The 20,538-nt window shown below is 68.0% G+C and carries 10 protein-coding genes; 7 read left to right on the forward strand and 3 right to left on the reverse strand.

Annotation, left to right across the window (positions count from 1 at the left end):
- Positions 1-281 precede the first annotated feature (281 nt).
- The 3 genes from AB0B25_RS11965 (at position 282) to AB0B25_RS11975 (ending at position 15,819) form a co-directional block, all read left to right on the forward strand.
- Positions 282-13,958 (forward strand): amino acid adenylation domain-containing protein, encoded by a 13,677-nt coding sequence (locus AB0B25_RS11965; RefSeq protein ID WP_357177329.1) that lies wholly within the window; start codon positions 282-284, stop codon positions 13,956-13,958.
- Positions 13,955-14,947: an ATP-binding cassette domain-containing protein gene (locus AB0B25_RS11970; protein ID WP_357177331.1), complete on the forward strand. Its 993-nt coding sequence runs from the start codon at positions 13,955-13,957 to the stop codon at positions 14,945-14,947. Before AB0B25_RS11965 ends, AB0B25_RS11970 begins: the two co-directional genes overlap by 4 nt.
- 89 nt (positions 14,948-15,036) lie before the next feature.
- Positions 15,037-15,819, forward strand: a complete 783-nt coding sequence (locus tag AB0B25_RS11975) for an ABC transporter permease (protein WP_357177369.1) — start codon at positions 15,037-15,039, stop codon at positions 15,817-15,819.
- Between the two features lie 75 nt (positions 15,820-15,894).
- On the opposite strand, the gene AB0B25_RS11980 is transcribed toward AB0B25_RS11975, so the two are convergent.
- Positions 15,895-16,230, reverse strand: coding sequence for an RNA polymerase-binding protein RbpA (locus AB0B25_RS11980; RefSeq protein WP_357068293.1), 336 nt, complete (start codon positions 16,228-16,230; stop codon positions 15,895-15,897).
- A 239-nt stretch (positions 16,231-16,469) separates the two neighbouring features.
- Here AB0B25_RS11980 and AB0B25_RS11985 point away from each other — a divergent pair, with 239 nt between their 5' ends.
- Positions 16,470-16,796: a hypothetical protein gene (locus AB0B25_RS11985; protein WP_357177332.1), complete on the forward strand. Its 327-nt coding sequence runs from the start codon at positions 16,470-16,472 to the stop codon at positions 16,794-16,796.
- A 141-nt stretch (positions 16,797-16,937) separates the two neighbouring features.
- On the opposite strand, the gene AB0B25_RS11990 is transcribed toward AB0B25_RS11985, so the two are convergent.
- On the reverse strand, positions 16,938-17,675 hold the full coding sequence (locus AB0B25_RS11990; RefSeq protein ID WP_357177334.1) for a M23 family metallopeptidase: 738 nt from the start codon (positions 17,673-17,675) through the stop codon (positions 16,938-16,940).
- Between the two features lie 183 nt (positions 17,676-17,858).
- On the opposite strand from AB0B25_RS11990, the gene AB0B25_RS11995 reads away from it, so the two are divergent.
- Positions 17,859-18,179, forward strand: a complete 321-nt coding sequence (locus tag AB0B25_RS11995; RefSeq protein ID WP_357177336.1) for a metalloregulator ArsR/SmtB family transcription factor — start codon at positions 17,859-17,861, stop codon at positions 18,177-18,179.
- Between the two features lie 40 nt (positions 18,180-18,219).
- On the opposite strand, the gene AB0B25_RS12000 is transcribed toward AB0B25_RS11995, so the two are convergent.
- A complete protein-coding gene (locus AB0B25_RS12000) occupies positions 18,220-19,200 on the reverse strand; it encodes a glycosyltransferase family 9 protein (protein ID WP_357177338.1) in 981 nt (326 codons plus the stop codon).
- Positions 19,201-19,435: 235 nt separating this feature from the next.
- On the opposite strand from AB0B25_RS12000, the gene AB0B25_RS12005 reads away from it, so the two are divergent.
- Complete coding sequence (locus AB0B25_RS12005; protein ID WP_357177340.1) at positions 19,436-20,017, forward strand: HdeD family acid-resistance protein; 582 nt, start codon at positions 19,436-19,438, stop codon at positions 20,015-20,017.
- A 183-nt stretch (positions 20,018-20,200) separates the two neighbouring features.
- Positions 20,201-20,506, forward strand: coding sequence for a hypothetical protein (locus AB0B25_RS12010; protein ID WP_357177342.1), 306 nt, complete (start codon positions 20,201-20,203; stop codon positions 20,504-20,506).
- Positions 20,507-20,538: the final 32 nt, after the last annotated feature.

The following is a 20,538-nucleotide window of genomic DNA, read 5'->3' on the forward strand; positions in this document are numbered from 1 at the left end:
ATGTGATCAGACCTGGCCGTGGAATCTTGCCGCAAAATACGGTCAGCCCAGGTTTTTCTTCCGTTCTATCCGCTGTGGTCCCGCGATTAGCGGAGATGTAGCTACCCAAAGTGGCCTTCTGTCAAGGTCGTTGGATGTGAAACAAATCCAACACGCTGGCAATCCGGCCGATGTGAGGCTCCGAATCATAGGGCGTGGATCACGTCCTACGGCTGGCGCGCGTGCGCTCGCTGTGGCGGTGCTCGGGGAGTTGCGTCAACAGCGGCAGAACGGAGTGATTGATGAGCTCATTGGCCACGGATCGCGTAGACCAATGTTCATCCGGCGAATCTTCGGCACAACCGTTTGCTCTGTCACCCGCACAGACGGCCCTGTGGTACGCCCAGCGCATCCGTCCCGACGTGCCGCTGACCATCGCCCAGTACGTCGAGATCCACGGTGACCTCGACGCCGGACGCCTGCTGTACGCGATCGAGCGGTTCGGCGCCGAAACCCAGGTCGGTCACGTCCGGTTGGTGGAGATCGACGGCAATCCGTATCAGCTGGTCGATCCGGCCCATCGGCCCGGGTGGGGCCGCATCGACCTCCGCTCGGAGGCCGACCCGCACGCGGCGGCGTTGCGCTGGATGAACGAGCACGCGAGTTCGCCGATCGATGTGGAGCGCGACCCGCTCACTACCAACGTGGTGCTGCGCACCGGCGACCTCGACTACATCTGGTACGCCCGCGGCCACCACATCGTCATCGACGGTTACGGCGCGATGAACGCGCTGACCCGGACGGCGGAGATCTACACCGCCCTGGAGAACCGGGCCGAACCGGTCGTCTCCCGTGCGACACCGCTGGCGGAGATCTACGCCGACGAGGCGCGATACCGTGAATCCGGCCGGTTCAGCAGCGACCGCGAATACTGGCTCGAGCAGTTGGACGGTGTCGGCGAGCCGATGAGCCTGGGCGGCATCACCGTCACCACGGCCACCCACGCCGCGGGTCGTCGGCTGGCGCCCGCTGTACTGGACGACACCTGCCGGGCCGCGATGGACGGCGCGACCAGGACGTACGGCACAGCCGACTCCGCCCTGTTCGTCGCGGCGCTCGGCGCCTACGTGCGGTCGGTGACCGGAAACCCCGATGTGGTCCTGAGCCTGCCGGTCTCGGCGCGCACGACGGTATCGCTGCGCCGCTCGGCGGGTGTGGTGTCCAATGTCGTGCCGATCCGGTTGAAGTTCGACCGCGAGACCACGCTCGGCGAACTGGTGAAGGCGGTCGAACTGCAGATCACCGGTGCCCTGCGGCATCAGCGCTACCGGCACGACGACATCCGGCGCGACTGTGGCTACTCCCGTGACGCGCGCGGATTCTTCGGGCCGATGGTGAATGTCATGCTGTTCCACGACGAGTTGCGGTTCGGCAGTCTGGTCGGTTCGCTCAATGTGCTGGCCACCGGCCCGGTCGAAGATCTGTCGATCAACCTCTACAACGGCGCGGGCAATCGCATCCACGTCGACTTCGAGGCCAATCCCGAGCTGTACAGCGAGAACGAGGTCACCGGCCATCATGCGCGGTATCTCGACTTCTTGACCCGGTTCCTGGACGCGGATCCGGACACCCGCGCGGAATCGCTCGTCGCGATCACCGATGCCGAGCGTGACCAAGTGGTGCACGCATGGAACGCCACCGCGACGCGGAAGCAGGAAGGTACGCTGGCGAGCCTGTTCGCCGAGCGCGTCGCCGCGGATCCGGACGCGATCGCGCTCGAATTCGACGACGAGACGCTCACCTATGCCGAGTTCGATGAGCGCTCCAACCGCCTGGCCCGGCTGCTGATCGCCCGCGGCGCCGGCCCGGACAGGACGGTCGGTCTGTGCCTTCGCCGCAGCATTGATCTCGTCGTCGGCATGTATGCGATCGTCAAGGCAGGCGCAGCCTACCTGCCGCTGGATCCCGAGCACCCTGCCGAGCGGATCGGCCAGATCGTGCACCAGGCCGAGCCCTTGTGCGTACTCATCGCGGCCCGAGACAACCTCGACCTGCCGGACGACATCAGCCAGCTGGCCATCGACATGGCGGACCTGTCGCGCTTCGGGGGCGCGGCGATCACCGACGCCGATCGTCACGGCGAACTGCGCCCCGACCATCTCGCATACATCATCTTCACCTCCGGATCGACCGGAAAACCCAAGGGCGTGGGTGTGGCCCACGCCGCGATCGTCAACCGCCTGCGCTGGATGCAGCACGAGTACCCGTTGGACAGCTTTGACGCGGTGCTGCAGAAGACTCCCGCCACCTTCGATGTGTCGGTGTGGGAGTTCTTCTGGCCGTTGCAGATCGGTGCTCGCCTGGTTGTCGCCGCGCCCGACGGGCACCGGGATCCGGCGTATCTGGCCCAGGTTATCGCTGAAAAGAACATCACCACAGCACATTTCGTGCCATCCATGCTGTCGGTGTTCGTCACCGACACCGATGTGCGTGAGTGCACCGGTCTGCGCAGGGTGTTCTGCAGTGGTGAGGCGCTGCCCGCCGCCACCATCCGCGACTTCCACGTGGCGCTGAGCGGATCCGAGCTGCACAACCTGTACGGTCCGACCGAGGCGGCCGTCGACGTGACCTACTGGCCGTGTCCTCCCGAGCCGAGTGGTGTACCGATCGGCTCTCCGGTATGGAACACCCAGACCTACGTGTTGGATTCGCGGTTGCGGCCGGTCCCGCCCGGCGCGGCCGGTGAGCTGTATCTCGCCGGCGTTCAGCTGGCCCGCGGATACGTGGGCCAGCCCAGGCTGACCGCAGATCGGTTTGTAGCCAATCCGTTCACGCCGGGCGCACGGATGTACCGCACCGGCGATCTGGCGCGCTGGCAGGTCGGCCGTTCCGGGGCCGAGCCCGGTGTGCTGGAGTACCTGGGGCGCAGCGACTTCCAGGTCAAGATCCGTGGCCTGCGTATCGAACTCGGCGAGATCGAGGCGGCGCTGCTCGACGACGAGCGGGTCGCGCGGGCGGTCTGCGTCGCGCACGCCGGGCGCACCGGCGACGAACTGGTGGCCTACGTGGTCGCGGCGAAGGACGGCGCGGGCGAGACACGACTGGACACGGCCGTGTTGCTCACCGCCCTGCGCCGCACGTTGCCCGGCTACATGGTTCCGACGGCGTTGATGGAACTCGACGAGCTGCCACTGAGCGCCAACGGCAAGATCGACCGCAAGGCGCTGCCCGCGCCGGCCGTCGGCTCGCGGCCGAACCGGCCGATCGCCGAGGCGCGTACCGAGGTGGAGCGGGTCCTCGCCGGAATCTTCGCGGAGGTCCTCGACACCGCCGAGGTCGGTGTCGAAGACAATTTCTTCGACCTCGGAGGCAACTCGCTGGTCGCTGCGCGTGCCGTGGCAAGAATCAACGCCGCGCTCGGAACCGGGCTGACCATCCGTGACCTGTTCGAGGCCGCGACTATCGCGGCCCTTACCCAGCGCTTCGCCATGCAGACCTCGGACACGGCCTCGCCGCGGTTGCTGCCGGGTGAGCGGCCGGACCGGATCCCGCTGTCACAGGCGCAGCAGCGGCTATGGATCCTCAACCGGTTCGCCGAGCACGCCGCCGCGTACAACATGCCGCTGGCCGTCCAGATCGACGGTCCGCTGGATGTAGCGGCGCTGCGTGCAGGCCTGGTCGATGTGATCGAACGACACGAGAGCCTGCGCACCACCTTTCCGGACTCGCCACAGGGGCCGTTCCAGCGGATTCACCCGGCTGACGAGATTCCGCTGCCCCTCGATCCGATCGATGCCACCACCGTCGACGTCGTGGCGCTGGCCACCGAGTACGTCGGATACGGATTCGACCTGCGCAGCCAGGCTCCGATCCGGGTCGCGCTGTACAGTACCGGGCCGCGACAGCACGTGTTCCTCATCGTGCTGCACCATATCTGCGCCGACGGCTGGTCGATCGCGCCGCTGGCCAGGGACCTGATGACGGCGGTGTCGGCGCGCGCCAAGGGCGCGCCGCCGCGGTGGACGCAGCTGCCGGTGCAGTACGCCGACTTCGCGCTCTGGCAGCGCGAACTGCTCGGTGCGGAATCCGATCCGGCGAGCGCGCTCAGCCGGCAGCTGACACATTGGCGCTCGGCACTGGCCGGGCTGCCCGACCAGCTCGACCTTCCGTTGGATCGCCCTCGTCCACTGCACCGGGCCACCGTCGGCGGTCGGGTCGAGTTCACCATCGCTCCCGAGATTCGCCGCGCCGCAAGCGTACTCGCGGCCACCCGGGGTGTGAGCATGTTCATGGTGCTGCACGCGGCGCTGGCTACGCTGCTGTCGCGGTTGTGCGCGGCCACCGACATCGCGATCGGCACCCCGATCGCCGGGCGCTCCGACCCGGCACTGGATGATCTGGTCGGCATGTTCGTCAACACGCTCGTGCTCCGCACCGAGGTCGATCCGGCAGCGGGTTTCGATCGCATGCTCGACGTTGTGCGCGAGACCGATCTGAACGCGTTCGCCAACGCCGACGTGCCGTTCGAGCGCTTGGTCGAGGTGGTCAATCCGGAGCGCTCCGCGGCCCGGCACCCGTTGTTCCAGGTGATGCTGTCCTACGACCGCACGCCGGATCTCCGGATCGACCTGCCCGAAGTGCGCGCCACGGTGCTGCCGATCGCCTCGGACATTGCGAAATTCGACTTGCAACTGGCCGTGCACGATGACGCGACGGATGGCCCGTTGACGGCTGAATTCGGTTATGCCACAGATGTTTTCGATGAGAAGACGGTGGAGTCGTTCGCCCGCAGATTCGTCTCGGTGCTGAGCGGGGGAGTGGCCGCACCGAGCAGGCCGGTCGGTGACCTGCCCATTCTGGACCGTAGGGAAGCCGCGAACCTGGTGCCGCTGGCCGGCGCGCCCGGCGAGCCGCCGATCACCTTGGCCAAGCTGCTCACCGACACCGCCGTCCGGCTGCCCGATGCTGTCGCGGTGCGCTACCTCGGCACCGACACCACCTATCGTGAACTCGACGAGCGGTCGAACCGGCTGGCCCGTGTCCTCATCGAGCACGGCGCCGGTCCCGAGATGGTTGTCGCGATCGCGCTGCCCCGTGGCCTGGACTCCATCAGCGCGGTATGGGCGGTCGCGAAAACGGGTGCGGCCTACGTGCCGATCGACCCGAGCTACCCCGGTGAGCGGATCGCGCACATGCTCGGCGATTCCGGCGCCATGCTGGGTCTGACCGATGCCGACAGCCTGGTCGCCATGCCGGCCTGGCCCGCATCACGCGGCAAGCACCGAAAGACCTCCGTCGACTGGTTGGTGCTCGGGTCCGACGAGCTTGCCGGCGAACTCGCGACCTACGCGACGGACCCGATCACCGACGCCGACCGACACCACCCGATGCGGGTGAGTCACCCCGCCTACTTCATCTACACCTCGGGCTCGACCGGTACGCCCAAGGCGGTCGTGGTCACGCATGCGGGCATCGCGTCGCTGGCCGGCGAGCAGAACCACCTGTTCGGCGTCTCGGATTCGGCGCGGACACTCCATTTCTCCTCGCCCAGCTTCGACGCGTCGGTACTGGAGATGCTGCTCGGCTTCGCCGCGGGCGCCACGATGGTGATCGCGCCTTCGGGCATGTACGGCGGTACCGAGTTGGCGACGTTGCTGCGCGACGAGCGGGTGACGCATGCCTTCGTCACCCCCGCCGCGCTGGCTACCGTGCCGAACGAAGGGCTTCCGGAGCTCGGGACGGTCATCGTCGGTGGCGACGCCTGCTCCGAGGAACTGGTCGAGACCTGGACCGCGGGTCACCGCATGCACAACATGTACGGACCGTCCGAGGCCACCGTCGCAGCGACGGCGACCGGTCCGATGGAGCCGGGACGCCCGGTGCCGGTCGGGCGGCCGGTGCGTGGCATGCGGCTGTTCGTGCTGGACAATCGGCTGCAACCGGTGCCGCCGGGCACGCAGGGCGAGCTGTACCTGTCGGGCCCCGGCCTGGCCCGTGGCTACCACAGTCGCTCCGGACTGACCGCGCAACGGTTCCCGGCCAATCCGCACGGCAGGCGCGGCGAGCGGATGTACCGCACCGGCGACCTGGTGGTGATGGAGAGGTCGGGACAGTTGCGCTTCCTCGGTCGCGCCGACGATCAGATCAAGATTCGCGGGTTCCGCGTCGAATTGCGCGAGATCGACCATGCCCTGCGCGGGCACCCCGGTGTCACGTTCGCGCTGACCGTGGTGCACACCGACGAACACGGTCAGCTCCGGCTCGCCTCATACATCGCCGCCGACCAGCCGGTCGAGTCCACCGCGATCGTGGAGACCGCGCGCCAGCGGCTGCCCGGCTATATGGTGCCTGCCTCGGTCACCGTGCTGGATCGGGTGCCGATCACCCCGGCGGGCAAGCTCGACCGAAAGGCATTGCCGGAGCCTGTGTTCACCGCCGTCAGCACCTCCCGTGCGCCGAATGGCGAGGTCGAGTTGCGCGTCGCGGGCGTGTTCGGCGCCATCCTCGGCCGTCCGGTCACCGGCGCGGAAGACAGCTTCTTCGACCTCGGAGGCAACTCGCTACTCGCCACCCGGCTCGCCGCGGCGCTGGACACGGAATTCGGCGTAGAGCTGCCGGTGCGCTCGATCTTCGATACGCCGACCATCGCCGGGGTCGCCGAGCAACTGGCGCTCGCGCCCCGGACGCAGCGGCAGACGCTGGCTGTGCAGACGCCACGTCCGGGACGTATTCCATTGTCGCTGCCGCAGCAGCGACTGTGGTTCCTCAACCGATATGCTCCCGAATCGAGTGCTTACAACATCGCTTTCGTGATCCGCATCGCGGGCGAGGTGGACCTGCCCGCGCTGCGGGCCGCGCTGACCGACCTGGTCGAACGGCACGAGGTGCTGCGTACCGTGTTCCCGGAGGACGTCGACGGCGCACAGCAGGTGGTGCTGCCGATCGAGCGCGCGATCCCGGACCTGGCGCCGGCCGATATCGATGACTCCGGCGCCAAAGCCGCGCTGGAGGATCTCGCGCGCACCGGTTTCGACCTGACCACGCAGACTCCGCTGCGTCTGTCGCTGCTGCGCACCTCGCCCGAGCGCTACCTGCTCGGCATCGTGCTCCACCACATCGCCGCGGATGGTTGGTCGCTCGGGCCGCTGACCAGGGACCTGGCCGCGGCGTACGCGGCGCGCCAGGTCGGCGAACCGCCGTCGTGGACGCCGCTTCCAGTGCAGTACGCCGACTTCGGGCTCTGGCAGCGTGCGTGCCTGGGCGAGGAGAGCGATCCGGACAGTGTCGCAGCGACCCAGCTGGAGTACTGGCGGACCGCGCTGGCGGATCTACCCCAGGAGCTGCCGCTGCCCTATGACCGGCCACGTCCCGCGGAGCCGACGCATCAGGCCGCGACGGTGCGCTTCACGGTGCCCGATCCGGTGCAGCGCGCTCTCGCCGAGTTGGCCCGTGAACAGGGCGTCAGCATGTTCATGGTGCTGCGCTCGGCGCTCGCGGTGCTGCTGCGGGGCGTCACCGGTGGTCGCGACATCGCGATCGGCACGCCGATCGCGGGCCGTACCGACTCCAAGCTCTACGAGCTGGTCGGCATGTTCGTGAACACCTTGGTGCTGCGCTCCGACGTGGGCCCGGACCGTACATTCGCCTCGCTCCTGCGGGCCGACCGGGACACCGAACTGTCCGCGATGGCACACGCCGACATCCCGTTCGACCGAGTTGTCGAGGAACTCGGCCGCGACGTCCGCTCGTCCAGTCGTCACCCGCTGTTCCAAGTGGCATTGAGCGTGCAGGACGTCCCCGTGCCGAAGTTGGAGCTGCCCGGTCTCGCGCTGCGTGCCGAGGCATTGGACATCGCGCTGGCGAAATTCGACCTCGAGCTGCGGGTCGCGAACATCGGTTACGACGTAGGTGCGGGGGATACCGGTGCCGCTTTCGAATTCGTCTACGCTGCAGAGCTTTTCAATGCAATGACGATCGATACGCTGGCCGACCGGTTCCTTCGGGTGCTCGCTACCGTAGCTGCCGATCCACGTATCCTGGTGCGCGACATCGATGTCCGTACCGACCGTGAGCGCCGCACGCTTGCCCCGTCGCGCGGCGCGCAAGCGGCCCCGCCGTGCACACTGGCCACGTATTTCACCACTACCGCGCGGCGGTATCCACACCACGCCGCGCTGTGCGCTGGCGCGATATCGCTGACCTATGCCGAGGTCGACCGCAGCTCGAATCGGTTGGCCCGGGCGCTGATCGCGCGCGGACTGGGGCCGGGATGCCGGGTGGCGCTAGGGCTGATCCGTTCCATCGACTCCGTCGTGGCGATGCTGGCCGCGGCCAAGGCCGGTGCCGCGTTCGTGCCGGTCGATCCGCAGTACCCGCCTGACCGCATCCAGCACATGCTCACCGATTCAGGGTGCGAGATCGGCATCACGGTGTCGAGGTTCGCCGAGCAGCTGCGTGCCGGGTCCCCCGACGATCGCGACACCGCATGGTTGCTGCTGGACAGTCCCGACGTCGCCGCCGAACTGGACGCCTACGACGACGCTCCGATCGACGACCGGGAGCGGTCGCGCAGCATCCGGGTGGCCGATCTGGCCTACGTGATCTACACCTCGGGATCCACCGGCCAGCCGAAGGGTGTCGCGGCGAGCCATGCCGGCCTCTCCAACCTCGCCGACGAGATCCGCGACCGGATCGGGGTCGACGAGAACTCCCGGACGTTGCACTTCGCCACACCGAGCTTCGACGCAGCGATTCTGGATCTGTTGATCGCGGTGGGAGCCGGTGCGGCGATGGTGATCTGCCCGACGGACATCTACGGCGGCGACGAGCTGGCCGCACTGATGGAGCGCGAACGGATCAGCCACGGCTTCCTGACCACGGCCGCGCTGGCCACCATCGATCATGAACGCTGGCCGCTGCCGCACCTGCGTGCACTGATGATGGGTGGGGAGGCGTGTGGGCCGGATCTGGTGGCGCGCTGGGCGCCGGAGCGGTTGCTGTTCAACGTCTACGGTCCGACCGAGACCACGGTCGTCATCACCGCCTCCCACCCGATGCAGGTCGGCGAGACGATCACCATCGGTGGCCCGGTGCGTGGCGCCAGGGCGTTGGTGCTCGACGAGCGACTGCGTCCGGTGCCGGTCGGTGTGCCCGGCGAACTGTACCTGGGCGGGTACGGGGTGACGCGCGGCTACTTCGGCAGATTCGGTCTCACCGCGGCGCGGTTCGTGGCCGACCCGTACGGTCCGGCAGGCGCCAGGATCTACCGGACCGGTGACGTGGTGCGCTGGAGCGCGGCGGGCGAGATCGTCTACCTCGGCCGCAGCGACCATCAGGTGAAGGTGCGCGGTTTCCGGATCGAGCTCGGCGAGATCAGCGTCGCGCTCGGTGAGCACCCGACGGTCCGGTTCGCGCACACCGAGGTGCGCCACATCGCGGGTGCGGACCGGATCGTCTCCTACGTCCAGCCTGCCGATCGATCCGCCGGGGTGGACGTCGAGGCCCTGCGTGCTGCCGTCGCACGGCGCCTGCCTGCTTATATGGTGCCCGCGAGCATCACCGTGCTGGAAACCCTCCCGCTGAACCCGGTCGGGAAGCTCGATACGAAAGCGCTGCCGCAACCGCAGATCATCGCGAACGCCGAAGGCCGCCCGCCGCGGACCCGTTCCGAGCGCCTGGTCGCCGACGTGATGGGCGAACTACTCGGCGTGGACGGCCTCAACGCCGAGGACAGCTTCTTCGAGCGCGGTGGAAACTCGCTGTTGGCAACGCAACTGGTCGCCCGGCTGGCCGCGGCGACGAACGTCCGGCTCGAGGTGCGTACCGTGTTCGCCTCGCCGACGGTCGCCGAACTCGCCGAGTTGCTCGCCGCAGGCGCATCGGGCGCCGAGCAGCGCCCCGCGCTGATCCGCCGCCCTCGTCCGGATCGGGTTCCGCTGTCGGCTGCGCAGCAGCGGCTGTGGTTCCTGAATCGATTCAACGGTGGCGGTGTGACGGACCAGTCGGCGGGCGTATACAACGTTCCGGTCGTGCTGCGGATGAAGGGCAGTCTCGACACCGACGCGCTGGTCTCCGCGCTACACAGCGTGCAGGCCAGGCACGAGACGCTGCGGACGGTGTTCCCGGAGACCGACGGTTCGCCCACGCAGCTCGTCCTCGACCCGGTCGACGCCGCGATCACGCTGTTCGTCGCGACCCTGCCGCCGGACCAGATCGACGGCGCCGTACGACGTTTCGCCGCACCGGGATTCGACCTGGCCACCACCGTTCCGATCCGCGCCGGGCTGATCGCGGTGTCGCCCTCCGGCGACACCACAGCGACCATCCGGGGCCAGGCGTGCGATGAGCACGTACTCGTCGTGGTCGTGCACCACATCGCGATGGACGGCTGGTCGCTCGAGCCGATGGCAGCAGACCTGGCCGCCGCCTACCGCGCGGCCTGCGCGGGCACGACGCCGGGCTGGGGCGAGCTCGAAATCCAGTACGCCGACTACACCCTGTGGCAGCAGGAACTGCTCGGTATGGAGGACGACCCGGACTCGGCGGTGCGCCATCAGCTCGATTACTGGCGGCGCACCCTGGACGGCATTCCCGAGCTGCTTCCGGTGCCCGCCGACCGGCCGCGTCCGCCGACGCCGTCCTACCGGGGTGGCACCGTGGAATGCGCGGTCGACGCGGCCACCCACCGCGAACTGCAGGCGGTCGCCGCCAGCAACAACGTCAGCATGTTCATGGTGTTGCACGCGGCGCTCGCGGTACTGCTGCATCGGGTCACCGCGATCGACGACATCGCGGTCGGCACTCCGATCGCGGGCCGCGGCCATCCCGCGCTCGACCGGATGGTCGGCATGTTCGTCAACACGCTGGTGTTGCGCACCCGGATCGATCCGGGCGCCCGCTTCACCGATCTGCTGCACACCGTGCGCGACACCGATCTGGATGCGTTCGCTCACGCGGATGTTCCGTTCGAACGCCTCGTCGAGGTGCTCAACCCGGCCAGGTCCCAGGCGCATCACCCGATGTTCCAGGTGATGCTCTCGGTACGCAACGAACCGGTGGGCGAACTCTCGTTGCCCGGGCTACGGCTCGAGGCGGCCGACGTGGAGACCGGCATCGCGAAGTTCGACCTCCAGTTCACCCTGACCGAATCGTGGACACCGAAACGAGATCCGGCGGGCATCAGCCTCGCGGTGAACTACACGGCGGATCTGTTCGACGAGTCGACCGCCGAGCGCCTCGGCAAGCGGCTGTGCAGGCTGCTCGCCGCGGTCGCCGCGAACCCGACCACGGCGGTGGGCGACCTCGAACTGCTCGATCCCGCCGAATGGTTCGGACTGGCCCCGGTGCGCGGCGCGGAGCCGGATCGTCCGGTCACCTTCCCTCAGTTGTTCGAGCAGGCCGCGAACATCGACCGTGCCGCGGTCGCACTGGTGTCCGATGGCACCAACATCACGTACCACGCGCTCGACCGCTGGACAAACCGGCTGGCTCGGGTACTCATCAGGCGTGGCATCGGTCCGGAGACCCTGGTGGCGCTGGGCATTCCGCGATCGGTCGAATCGGTGGCCACGGTGCTCGCGGTGGCCAAGACAGGTGCTGCGTTCGTGCCGGTCGACCCGCTGTACCCAGAGCATCGCATCGCGCACATGTTGTCGGATTCCGGTGCAGCGCTGGGCATCACGCTGTCGGAGTATCGCGACGAGCTGCCCGATTGCGCGGAGTGGATCATCCTGGATGATGCGAGATTCCGCACGCTCGTGCTCGACTCCTCCGATGCGCCGATCACCGATTCGGAGCGAATCGCGCCACTGCGCATCTACAACCCGGCCTATGTGGTCTACACGTCCGGCTCGACCGGAACGCCGAAGGGCGTTGTGGTCACCCATGGCGGGCTGTCCAATTTCGCGGCAGAGACCGCGCACCGGTTCGATGTCGGACCCGGATGCCGCGTGCTGCACTTCGCGACGCCGAGTTTCGATGCGGCGATGCTCGATCTACTGCTCGCACTCGGCGGCGCCGCCACGCTGGTGATCTCGCCCCCGGGTGTCGTCGGTGGTGACGAACTCGGTCGGGTGTTCATCGAGGAGCGGATCACGCACGCGTTCATCACCACCTCTGCCCTGGGCACAGTCGACCCGAGCGGGGTCACCGAGCTGCGGCACGTGCTGGTGGGAGGCGAGGCGCTGCCGCCGGATCTGGTGACCAGGTGGGCGCCGAACCGCAACCTGTACAACGTGTACGGGCCTACCGAGACCACCATCGTCACGGTGATCTCGCAGCCGATGACGCCGGGCGAGCCGATCACCATCGGCGGACCGATTCGCGGCGTCAACGCCACCATCCTCGACGGGCGCCTGCATCCCGCCCCGGTCGGTGTCACCGGCGAGCTGCACTTGGCGGGCGAAGCATTGGCCCGTGGTTATCTGAATCAGCCGGGACTGACCGCGCAGCGGTTCGTCGCGAATCCGTACGGGAAACCCGGCGAGCGGATGTACCGGACCGGCGACCTGGTGCGGTGGTGGTCCGGAACCCGAAATACCGGACCTTCTGTGGGTCGCTGGGCGGGTTCGGCGCGGGAGATCGAATATGTCGGCCGCACCGACCACCAGATCAAGATTCGCGGGTTCCGTATCGAGCTCGGCGAGATCGACACCGCGCTCGCGCGCCACGGCGCGGTGGCGTTCTCCACCACCATCGGACATCGCACCCCGTCCGGCGCGACTGCCCTGGTCTCGTACGTGCGGGCGCGGGACGGCGGCACGCTCACCGCGGCCGAACTGACCGCTCACCTCAGCGGACTCGTGCCGAACTACATGGTTCCGCAGTCGATCATGCTGCTCGATGACGTGCCGCTGAGCCCGGTGGGCAAGCTGGATCGCAAGGCGCTTCCGGAGCCGGTGTTCACCGCTGCCGAGGGTTACCGCGCGCCGTCCACCGCGACCGAGGAAGCGCTGTGCGCGGCGTTCGCCGCGGTGCTCGGCGTGGAGTCGGTGGGTGCGGACGATGGGTTCTTCGAACTCGGCGGCAACTCGCTGCTGGCCACCAAAGTCGTTGCGCACATGCGCGACAGCGGGATCGACCTGCCCGTGCAGCTGATGTTCGGTGACGCGACCCCGGCGGCCATCGCGGCGCGGTTGGACAGCGCGGACGCCGCCTCGGGCGCGGCGTTGGCCGCGGCACTGGCGCCGCTACTGCCCATCCGGCCGAGCACGGTCGCGAGCCGGGCGCCGTTGTTCTGTATCCACCCGGCTATCGGGCTGGCCTGGTGCTATTCGGGGCTGCTCGCGCACCTCGGACCGGACCGCCCGGTGTACGGGTTGCAAGCCCCGCATGTGGCAGGCGAGGGCGGCTACGATTCGATCGTCGAGACCGCGAGCCACTACGTGGCCACCCTCGAGGCGGTTCAGCCGCAGGGGCCGTATCACTTGCTCGGCTGGTCGCTGGGCGGATTGATCGCGCACGAAATGGCGGTGCAGCTGCAAGAGGCGGGTCACGAGGTCGCGCTGCTGTCGATGATGGACAGCTACCTACTCTCCGACGAATGGCTCGAGCATGCGATCCCGAGCGTGGCCGAGATCATCGGCGAGTTCGGCAGCGACGAGGTCGGCGCGGAGATCGATCCGGCGATGAACCTGCGTGACGCGGCCGAGCTGCTGCGCTCGCGGTCCGGACCGTTCGAGGCGCTGACCGTCGAGCATCTGGAGCGGCTCTATGTCGGCTACGCCAATGGCGCCGTGCTCGCGCACGGCTTCCGTCCACGCGTCTTCGAGGGCGACCTGCTGTTCTTCACCGCCGGAGACGACGCGATCAACCGGGCCGACCCGGACCGGCGCGCGGCCTCCTGGCAGCCGTTTGTCACCGGTGACATCCACGATCACGAGCTGCGCTGCCAGCACTCCGCGATGACCACGCCGGATTCGTTGGCGGTGATCGGGCCGGTGCTGCGCGCGTGGCTGGAAACGAAGGAGACACACAGGTGAGCTTGGCGGTGGAGGTAAGCGGGCTGGTCAAGAATTACGGCCGGGTCCGCGTGCTGGACGAGATCGACCTGCAGATTCCCACCGGCACGGTGATGGGCCTGCTCGGACCGAACGGCGCGGGCAAGACGACGACCGTCCGGGTCGTCACGACGTTGCTGAAACCGTGCGCCGGATCGGTGCGGGTGGCGGGCATCGACGTGTTGCGCGACCCCGCTGCGGCGCGTCGGCGGATCGGTCTGTCCGGTCAATACGCCGCGGTCGACGCCAATCTGTCCGGATTCGAGAACCTGCGCATGGTGGCCCGCCTGTACGGGATGTCGACCAAGCAGGCGACCGTCCGGGCAGCGGATCTGCTCAGCGCGCTGGGGCTCGAGCACGCCGCGAACCGCAGGGCGGGCACCTATTCCGGCGGCATGGCTCGGCGGCTCGATCTGGCGGGCGCGCTGGTCGCCCGGCCCGCGGTGGTGGTCCTCGACGAACCGACCACCGGTCTGGACCCGCGCGGCCGGCTCGACATGTGGGGTGTCATCGGCGATCTCGTCGATGACGGCACCACGGTGCTGCTCACCACGCAGTACTTGGAAGAGGCCGATTTGCTCGCGGACCGGATCACGGTGATAGACCACGGCCGGGTCATCGCTCGGGGCTCGGCCGACGAGCTGAAGACCTCGATCGGCGGTGACCGGCTCACGGTGACACTCGCCGCGGGCCAGGACGCCGGGCCCGCGCTCGTAGTACTCGCGCAAACCGGTATCGGCGACCCGATTCACGAAGCAGGCACCGAGGAGGCGTCGGTGATGGTCGGCGACGGCTCGCGCACCATGGTCGAGGTGCTGCGCAGGCTCGATGACGCGGGCGTCTGCGTCGTCGACGCGACCGTGCACCGACCCAGTCTCGACGACGTATTCCTCTCTCTCACCGGCAAGGTGGGCAACCAGCCGGTCATAGCGCCGGAAACCGACGACGTACAAGAGGAGATCATGTCGTGAGTACCGCAGTAGTGGGGGAGGGGTCCGCGCAGGTGGAAGCGGACCCGAAAATGGCTGCGGCGCCAACGGACTCCGGTCCCCGGCTACGAATGTTCCGGGACAGCGCGATCGTCGCCTACCGCAACCTGCTGACCATTCTGCGCGTTCCCACCCTGCTGGTGACGGCGACGATCCAGCCGTTGATGTTCGTGTTCCTGTTCGCCTACATCTTCGGCGCCTCGCTGGGCGGCGGCCAATACCGCGAATTCCTGCTCGCGGGTATCTTCACGCAGACGGTGGCGTTCAACGCCGCGTTCACCACGGTCGGTCTCGCAGGAGACCTGCAGAAGGGCATCATCGACCGGATGCGTGCTCTGCCGATGTCGCGGTTGGCCGTGCTGATGGGCCGCACCCTGTCGGACCTGGTGGTGAATATCCTCAGTCTGGCCGTCATGGTCGGGTGCGGATACGTTGTCGGCTGGCGGATCAACGGTGGTGTCGCGGATGCCGTGTTGGCTTTCGCGGTGATTCTGCTGTTCGCGTTCGCGATGTCGTGGGTCGGTGCGTTCACCGGCCTGCTGTCACCGAACGTCGAGGTTGCGCAGAGTGCCGGACTCATCTGGCTGTTCCCCCTGACGTTCATCTCGTCGGCTTTCATCTCCGCCGAGACGCTGCCCGGTCCGCTGCGCACCGTCGCCGAATGGAATCCGATCACCGCGGTGTCGGCCGCGGGCCGCAAGTTGTTCGACAATGGGGCGCCGCCCACCTTCGTCCCGCCGTCCGGCTGGGCGGCCGAGCACTGCGTCGAGTACTCGGTGGCCTGTTCGGTGGCAATCCTCGCGGTGGCGATGCCGCTGGCGCTGCTGCGCTACCGCAAGGTAGCCAGTCACTGATCTCGGGGCGTCAGCACGGACAACGAATGGCCGTCACATCTTTCGATGCGGCGGCCATTCGTTGTCGGTGGGCGGTCAGGCGCGCCGGCGGGTCTTCAGCAGGTCGAGACGCTCCTTGAGCAGCTCCTCGAGCTCGTCTTTGCTGCGGCGCTCCAACAACATGTCCCAATGGGTGCGGGGCGGTTTGACCTTCTTGGCTTCCTGGGTAGTGCCTTCGATCAAAATTCCTTCCTGGCCGTTACGGCACAGCCAGGTGGGTGGGATCTCGGCATCGTCGGCGAAGGGAACGTCGAATTCTTCACCGTTGTCGGTCCGGTAGCGGGCAATCCGACGCGGAGCCAGGTCGTGGTCGCGATCGGTCTCGTAGCTCACCGCTCCGAGTCGACTGCCCCGGAGTACGCGATCTGCCATGGTGTGCCTCTCCCTGTGTGCTCGGATCTTCGTGCGCTGCGACGTGTCCAGACGAGTGCAACGCGCTCGTTCGACTATGTGTGCAACGATCGGGCCTGCGCCGATAGTTCCCGACCCGGCCGCGATGAACCGTTTCATTGTAGTGCTACCGCCATGCCCGGCTTGCCAACCCCGGTGCGCGGCGGGTTCCGGGGGTCGCCGCACCGATCGCGGGCGGCGGGCTACTAGTGTTCTTCGTCATGTCGCGCCGCTTGCTGTCCTGCTGCCTGTGGTGTGGGCGGGAGATCGTGGAGTCGGAGGCCGGCCGCCGTCGGCGGTACTGTCGCCAGTCCTGTCGCCAACGCGCCTACGAACACCGCAACAGCTTGAAGGGAACCGGGATTCCCGGCGATTCAGTGGTGCTCAGCGCCCAGGAGGCCGCGGATCTGGCCGATCGGTGGTTCGCCGCCCGGTGCGCCGCCGAGGACGTCGCTACCGCGATCGAGGAGGGCGCCACAGCCGAGGAACTGGCGATGCTCGGCAAGACATTGGTCGAACTCACCCGCGACGCGGAGCGCTTACGCTGAGCCTGCCCGTCGGCAGGCCGGCCACGGTGGTGCGCCGAGTACGTGGTGTCGGATGCCCGGGAGTCGGTCGTGGGCATCCTCCGGCCGGGCCGGTCCGTCGAGCCGCGTTCGCGAACCCCTCATGCGCCCGCGAACGTGGGATCAGGTCGGGTTCCGCAATACATCTATGCCGCGGACGGCCAGCCAGGGCATCGGGTCGATCGGTTCGCCGTCGGGCAGATGGACCTCGTAATGCAGGTGCGGGCCGGTCGAGTAGCCGCGGTTGCCGACGGTCGCGATGGTGTCGCCCGCGTGAACCTGCTGTCCGACGGTGGCGAGGATGTCGTTGACATGTCCGTAGACGCCCACCGTGCCGTCGTCCTGCTGCACGCGCACCCACAGGCCGAAGCCGGAGGCGGGACCGGCCTCGATGACGACACCATCGGTGACCGAGGCGATGGGTGCGCCGAGCGGGTCACCGAAGTCCAAGCCTGCGTGCAGTGTGCCCCAGCGCGTGCCGAAGTCGGAGGTGAGGACGCCGGCGGCCGGCCGAACCGTTTTCGGGCGGGCGGTTTCCCGCGCGATGCGGGCCCCTTCCTGCGCGATGCGGTGCGGCTCCCACGGCGCAGGGTGGTCCGGTTCGGTCCGAGACCGCTGTGCGGTGGGCGGTGTGAAGGCGGTGAGTCGGGCCTGTCCTGCGGCGGCGTCGATTTCGCCTGCGGCGATCCTGCCTGCGACAAGGCGGACGGAGGAGTCTGCGTCGTCGTGGTGTCGGGTCGTGGCGAGGATGCCGGTCGATGTGGTCACGATGGCGGCGACGGCCACCGCTCGGGCGGCGGCGTGATGACGGCGGGACCGGGTCGCGCCGCGACGAAAAGGTAACGGGAAGGTCACGGGCATGTCAAAAAACGTACGGGAGGCGCTCGCGGGTTTCGCAGTTCTGTGGCAACCGTCACGGATGGAAAACGTCCATCCAGCATGTCCCGAGTGGGTAACGATCCGGCGCGACTCCCCGTGTTCACCTGGGAGAACGGCGCGCGGACGGGTTTGACCGATCCGACGACAGCTGCGCACACTGGATGAGTGGCGACTAATGGAGTTCGCGCCCTTTCCGCGCTGGCGGACCCGACCCGCCGTACGATTTTCGAGGCGTTGACACAGACTCCGCGCTCGGTCGGTGAACTCGCGGATGCGGTCGGGACGAGCAGCTCCGCGGTTTCTCAGCATCTGCGTGTGCTGCGTACGGCGCGGATGGTCATGGTGCGGCCGGAGGGTAACCGCAGGCTGTATTCACTCGACCCGCGCGGCCTCGCCGACGCGCGCGACTACCTCGAACAGTTTTGGCCGAGCGCGATCGCCGCCTATTCCGCGGCGGTGCGTATCGCCGCGGACCGCACCGGCTGATTCCCCGGCTATAACTGTTCTCGATCAGCCCGCGAGCTGGTCACCCTACCCGGCGATAGGCGGCCCTGCGGCTCTCGGTGCCCGACAGGTGGTGATTACTCAGCTGTTTGTCGACCGCGTCGACCACCTCGGTGACGTCGATCCGCAACAGGCCCGGATCTGGGGTGTCGGCATCGGGATCGCCGACCTGGCCCGCCCACAGCACGGCGTGTCTGGCCAGCAAGTGCGGAGGTGGTCCACCCCAGCGCGGCGGGGTCGGGCCGAACAGCTGGACCGTCCGGGTGCCGAATGCGGTGGCCAGGTGTGCGACGCCGGTGTCGCCGCAGACCACCAGCGCGGCCTCGGCGATGGTGGCCGCCAGCTCGATGAGGTTCTGCTCGCCGGCCAGCACCCGGCCTACGGGGAGTCCGGCGCGCGCGGCGATGTTCAGCGCGAGGTCGCGCTCGTACGCGTCCCCGGTGAGCACGACCTCGCGCCCGAGCACCAGGAGGTGTCGAACGACGGCGGCGAACCGGTCCGGTGGCCACCGGCGGGCCGGGGCGCCCGCGCCGACGTGCACGACGACGCAGTCCCGGCGGATGGTCGTCGAAACCGGCGGGACCAGCCCGAGGTTGCGGCGATCGGCGACGATCCCATCGGATTCGAGCAGATGACACCAGCGGTCCACCTGGTGCATGTCCGTCTGCCATTCGGGGCCGTCCAGTTCGGGGAAGGCGGCATTGCGATAGGTGAGGATGCGCCCCGGCTGGGTCTTGGCCAGCGCGACGATGCTTTCGGCGCTCGGGCCGTGCAGGTTGACCGCGACCTGTGGTCCGGGCGCGTCCCATCGGAAGCTGCCGAGTTCGCCGGTCGGTACCAGGACGTCGACCGGGGCGATCAAGTCGACGATCGGTTTGAGCCGCTGCGGGGCGGCCAGGACGATGCGGTCGTGCGGTTTGGCTCGGCGCAGGGCACGTAAAGCCGGGACCGCGGTGAGTAGATCACCGAGCCCACGTGCCTGCAGCACGAGCAGAACCGCCACCCTCTTCTCCTAGCCAACCCGAGCCTCACCAACCCGCCCCACCCGCTCACCCAGGGGGTGGGCACGACGAGAGCCATTGACGGATGACTACCCGAGCCGCCGGGCGATAAACGTAGCGGGGGAGTGGCCGTCGACAACCTGGCCGCCGCGTGGTGGAACTGGGTGTGGCGTGGCACCGTGGGCCACTACTGGCAAATCTCCAGGAAACTATAGTTGTGCGGAATAGCATCAGGGAATGACGACAAAAAGCGTGCTAGGGGGTCCTCTTCAGTCGCTTGGCCGCACTGCGTGGCAATCTGTTTTGCTCACCGGCATCCTCGCAGTGATCCTCGGCATCCTGATCCTGGTATGGCCGGGGCTGACGCTGGCGGCCGCGGGCATCATCTTTGGTGTCTATCTGGTTGTTTTCGGCTTTCTGCAGCTGATCGCGGCGTTCGGTGCGCCGGCCGCCATCGGGTTCAGAGTGCTGGCCTTCATCAGCGGTGTCCTGTCGATCGTGATCGGTGTCTTCTGCTTCCGTGACGAGCTGGCCTCGATTCTGCTGCTCGGATTGTGGATCGGTATCGGCTGGCTGTTCCGCGGCGTTGCGCTGTTGATGGCCGCGCTCTCCGAGTCGGGTCTGCCCGGACGCTGGTGGCAGGCGTTCCTCGGTGTTTTGACCGCTATCGCCGGTGTCGTGCTGATCGTCTGGCCGGTCCGGTCCGTGGCAACGTTGGCTGTGGTGGCGGGCGTGTGGCTGATCGTGCTCGGCGTCATCGAGATCATCGTCGCCCTCGGAGTTCGTAAGGACGTCAAGACGATTCGCGCCGCCGCCTGACGGTGGGTATCGCGCTCGGCTGCCGCGTCGATCGACGCGGCAGCCGTCGTGCTCGCCCGGGTGGGGTGTCGGCCGAGTCGGGGCCGTCTCCGGCACGCGGGGGCTCGTGACAGAATCGCAGGCGCAATGTCACGAGGCGTCGGCATCGGGGTTGGCCGACAGCGAAAAAGACTGGAGGCATGAATGATTCGTACTGCTGGGTTCGTCGGTGTGCTCGCGCTGGCCGGGGCCGCCGCCCTGTTGTCGGCGGGCACCGCCCAGGCCGCGGTCGGTACGGTGACGATCAACGGTGAGCCACACACGGACCCGGTGGGCTGCCTGAATACCGATGGCACCTTCCACTCGACATTCCAGGTCACCATCGGCAATGGCACCGATCGGCCCATCACGCTGTACTCGGGCCCCGATTGCACCGGTCAGGTGCTCGGTGAGTTGCCCGTGGAGAAACTGGGTTATGTGCCCAAGGGCGGCAGTTTCGCCGTCGAATAGGAGGGATGGACGGGGATCTCACCGGGCGGCCC

The sequence above is a fragment of the Nocardia sp. NPDC049190 genome, assembly GCF_040648115.1.
Taxonomy (GTDB): Bacteria; Actinomycetota; Actinomycetes; order Mycobacteriales; family Mycobacteriaceae; genus Nocardia.

What these genes read in the sequence shown, in the direction of transcription:
- AB0B25_RS11965 (WP_357177329.1), top strand. Translation starts at nt 282, where the DNA reads ATGAGCTCATTGGCCACGGATCGCGTAGACCAATGTTCATCCGGCGAA.
- AB0B25_RS11975 (WP_357177369.1), top strand. Translation starts at nt 15,037, where the DNA reads ATGTTCCGGGACAGCGCGATCGTCGCCTACCGCAACCTGCTGACCATT.
- AB0B25_RS11980 (WP_357068293.1), bottom strand. Translation starts at nt 16,230, where the DNA reads ATGGCAGATCGCGTACTCCGGGGCAGTCGACTCGGAGCGGTGAGCTAC.
- AB0B25_RS11985 (WP_357177332.1), top strand. Translation starts at nt 16,470, where the DNA reads ATGTCGCGCCGCTTGCTGTCCTGCTGCCTGTGGTGTGGGCGGGAGATC.
- AB0B25_RS11990 (WP_357177334.1), bottom strand. Translation starts at nt 17,675, where the DNA reads ATGCCCGTGACCTTCCCGTTACCTTTTCGTCGCGGCGCGACCCGGTCC.
- AB0B25_RS12005 (WP_357177340.1), top strand. Translation starts at nt 19,436, where the DNA reads ATGACGACAAAAAGCGTGCTAGGGGGTCCTCTTCAGTCGCTTGGCCGC.
- AB0B25_RS12010 (WP_357177342.1), top strand. Translation starts at nt 20,201, where the DNA reads ATGATTCGTACTGCTGGGTTCGTCGGTGTGCTCGCGCTGGCCGGGGCC.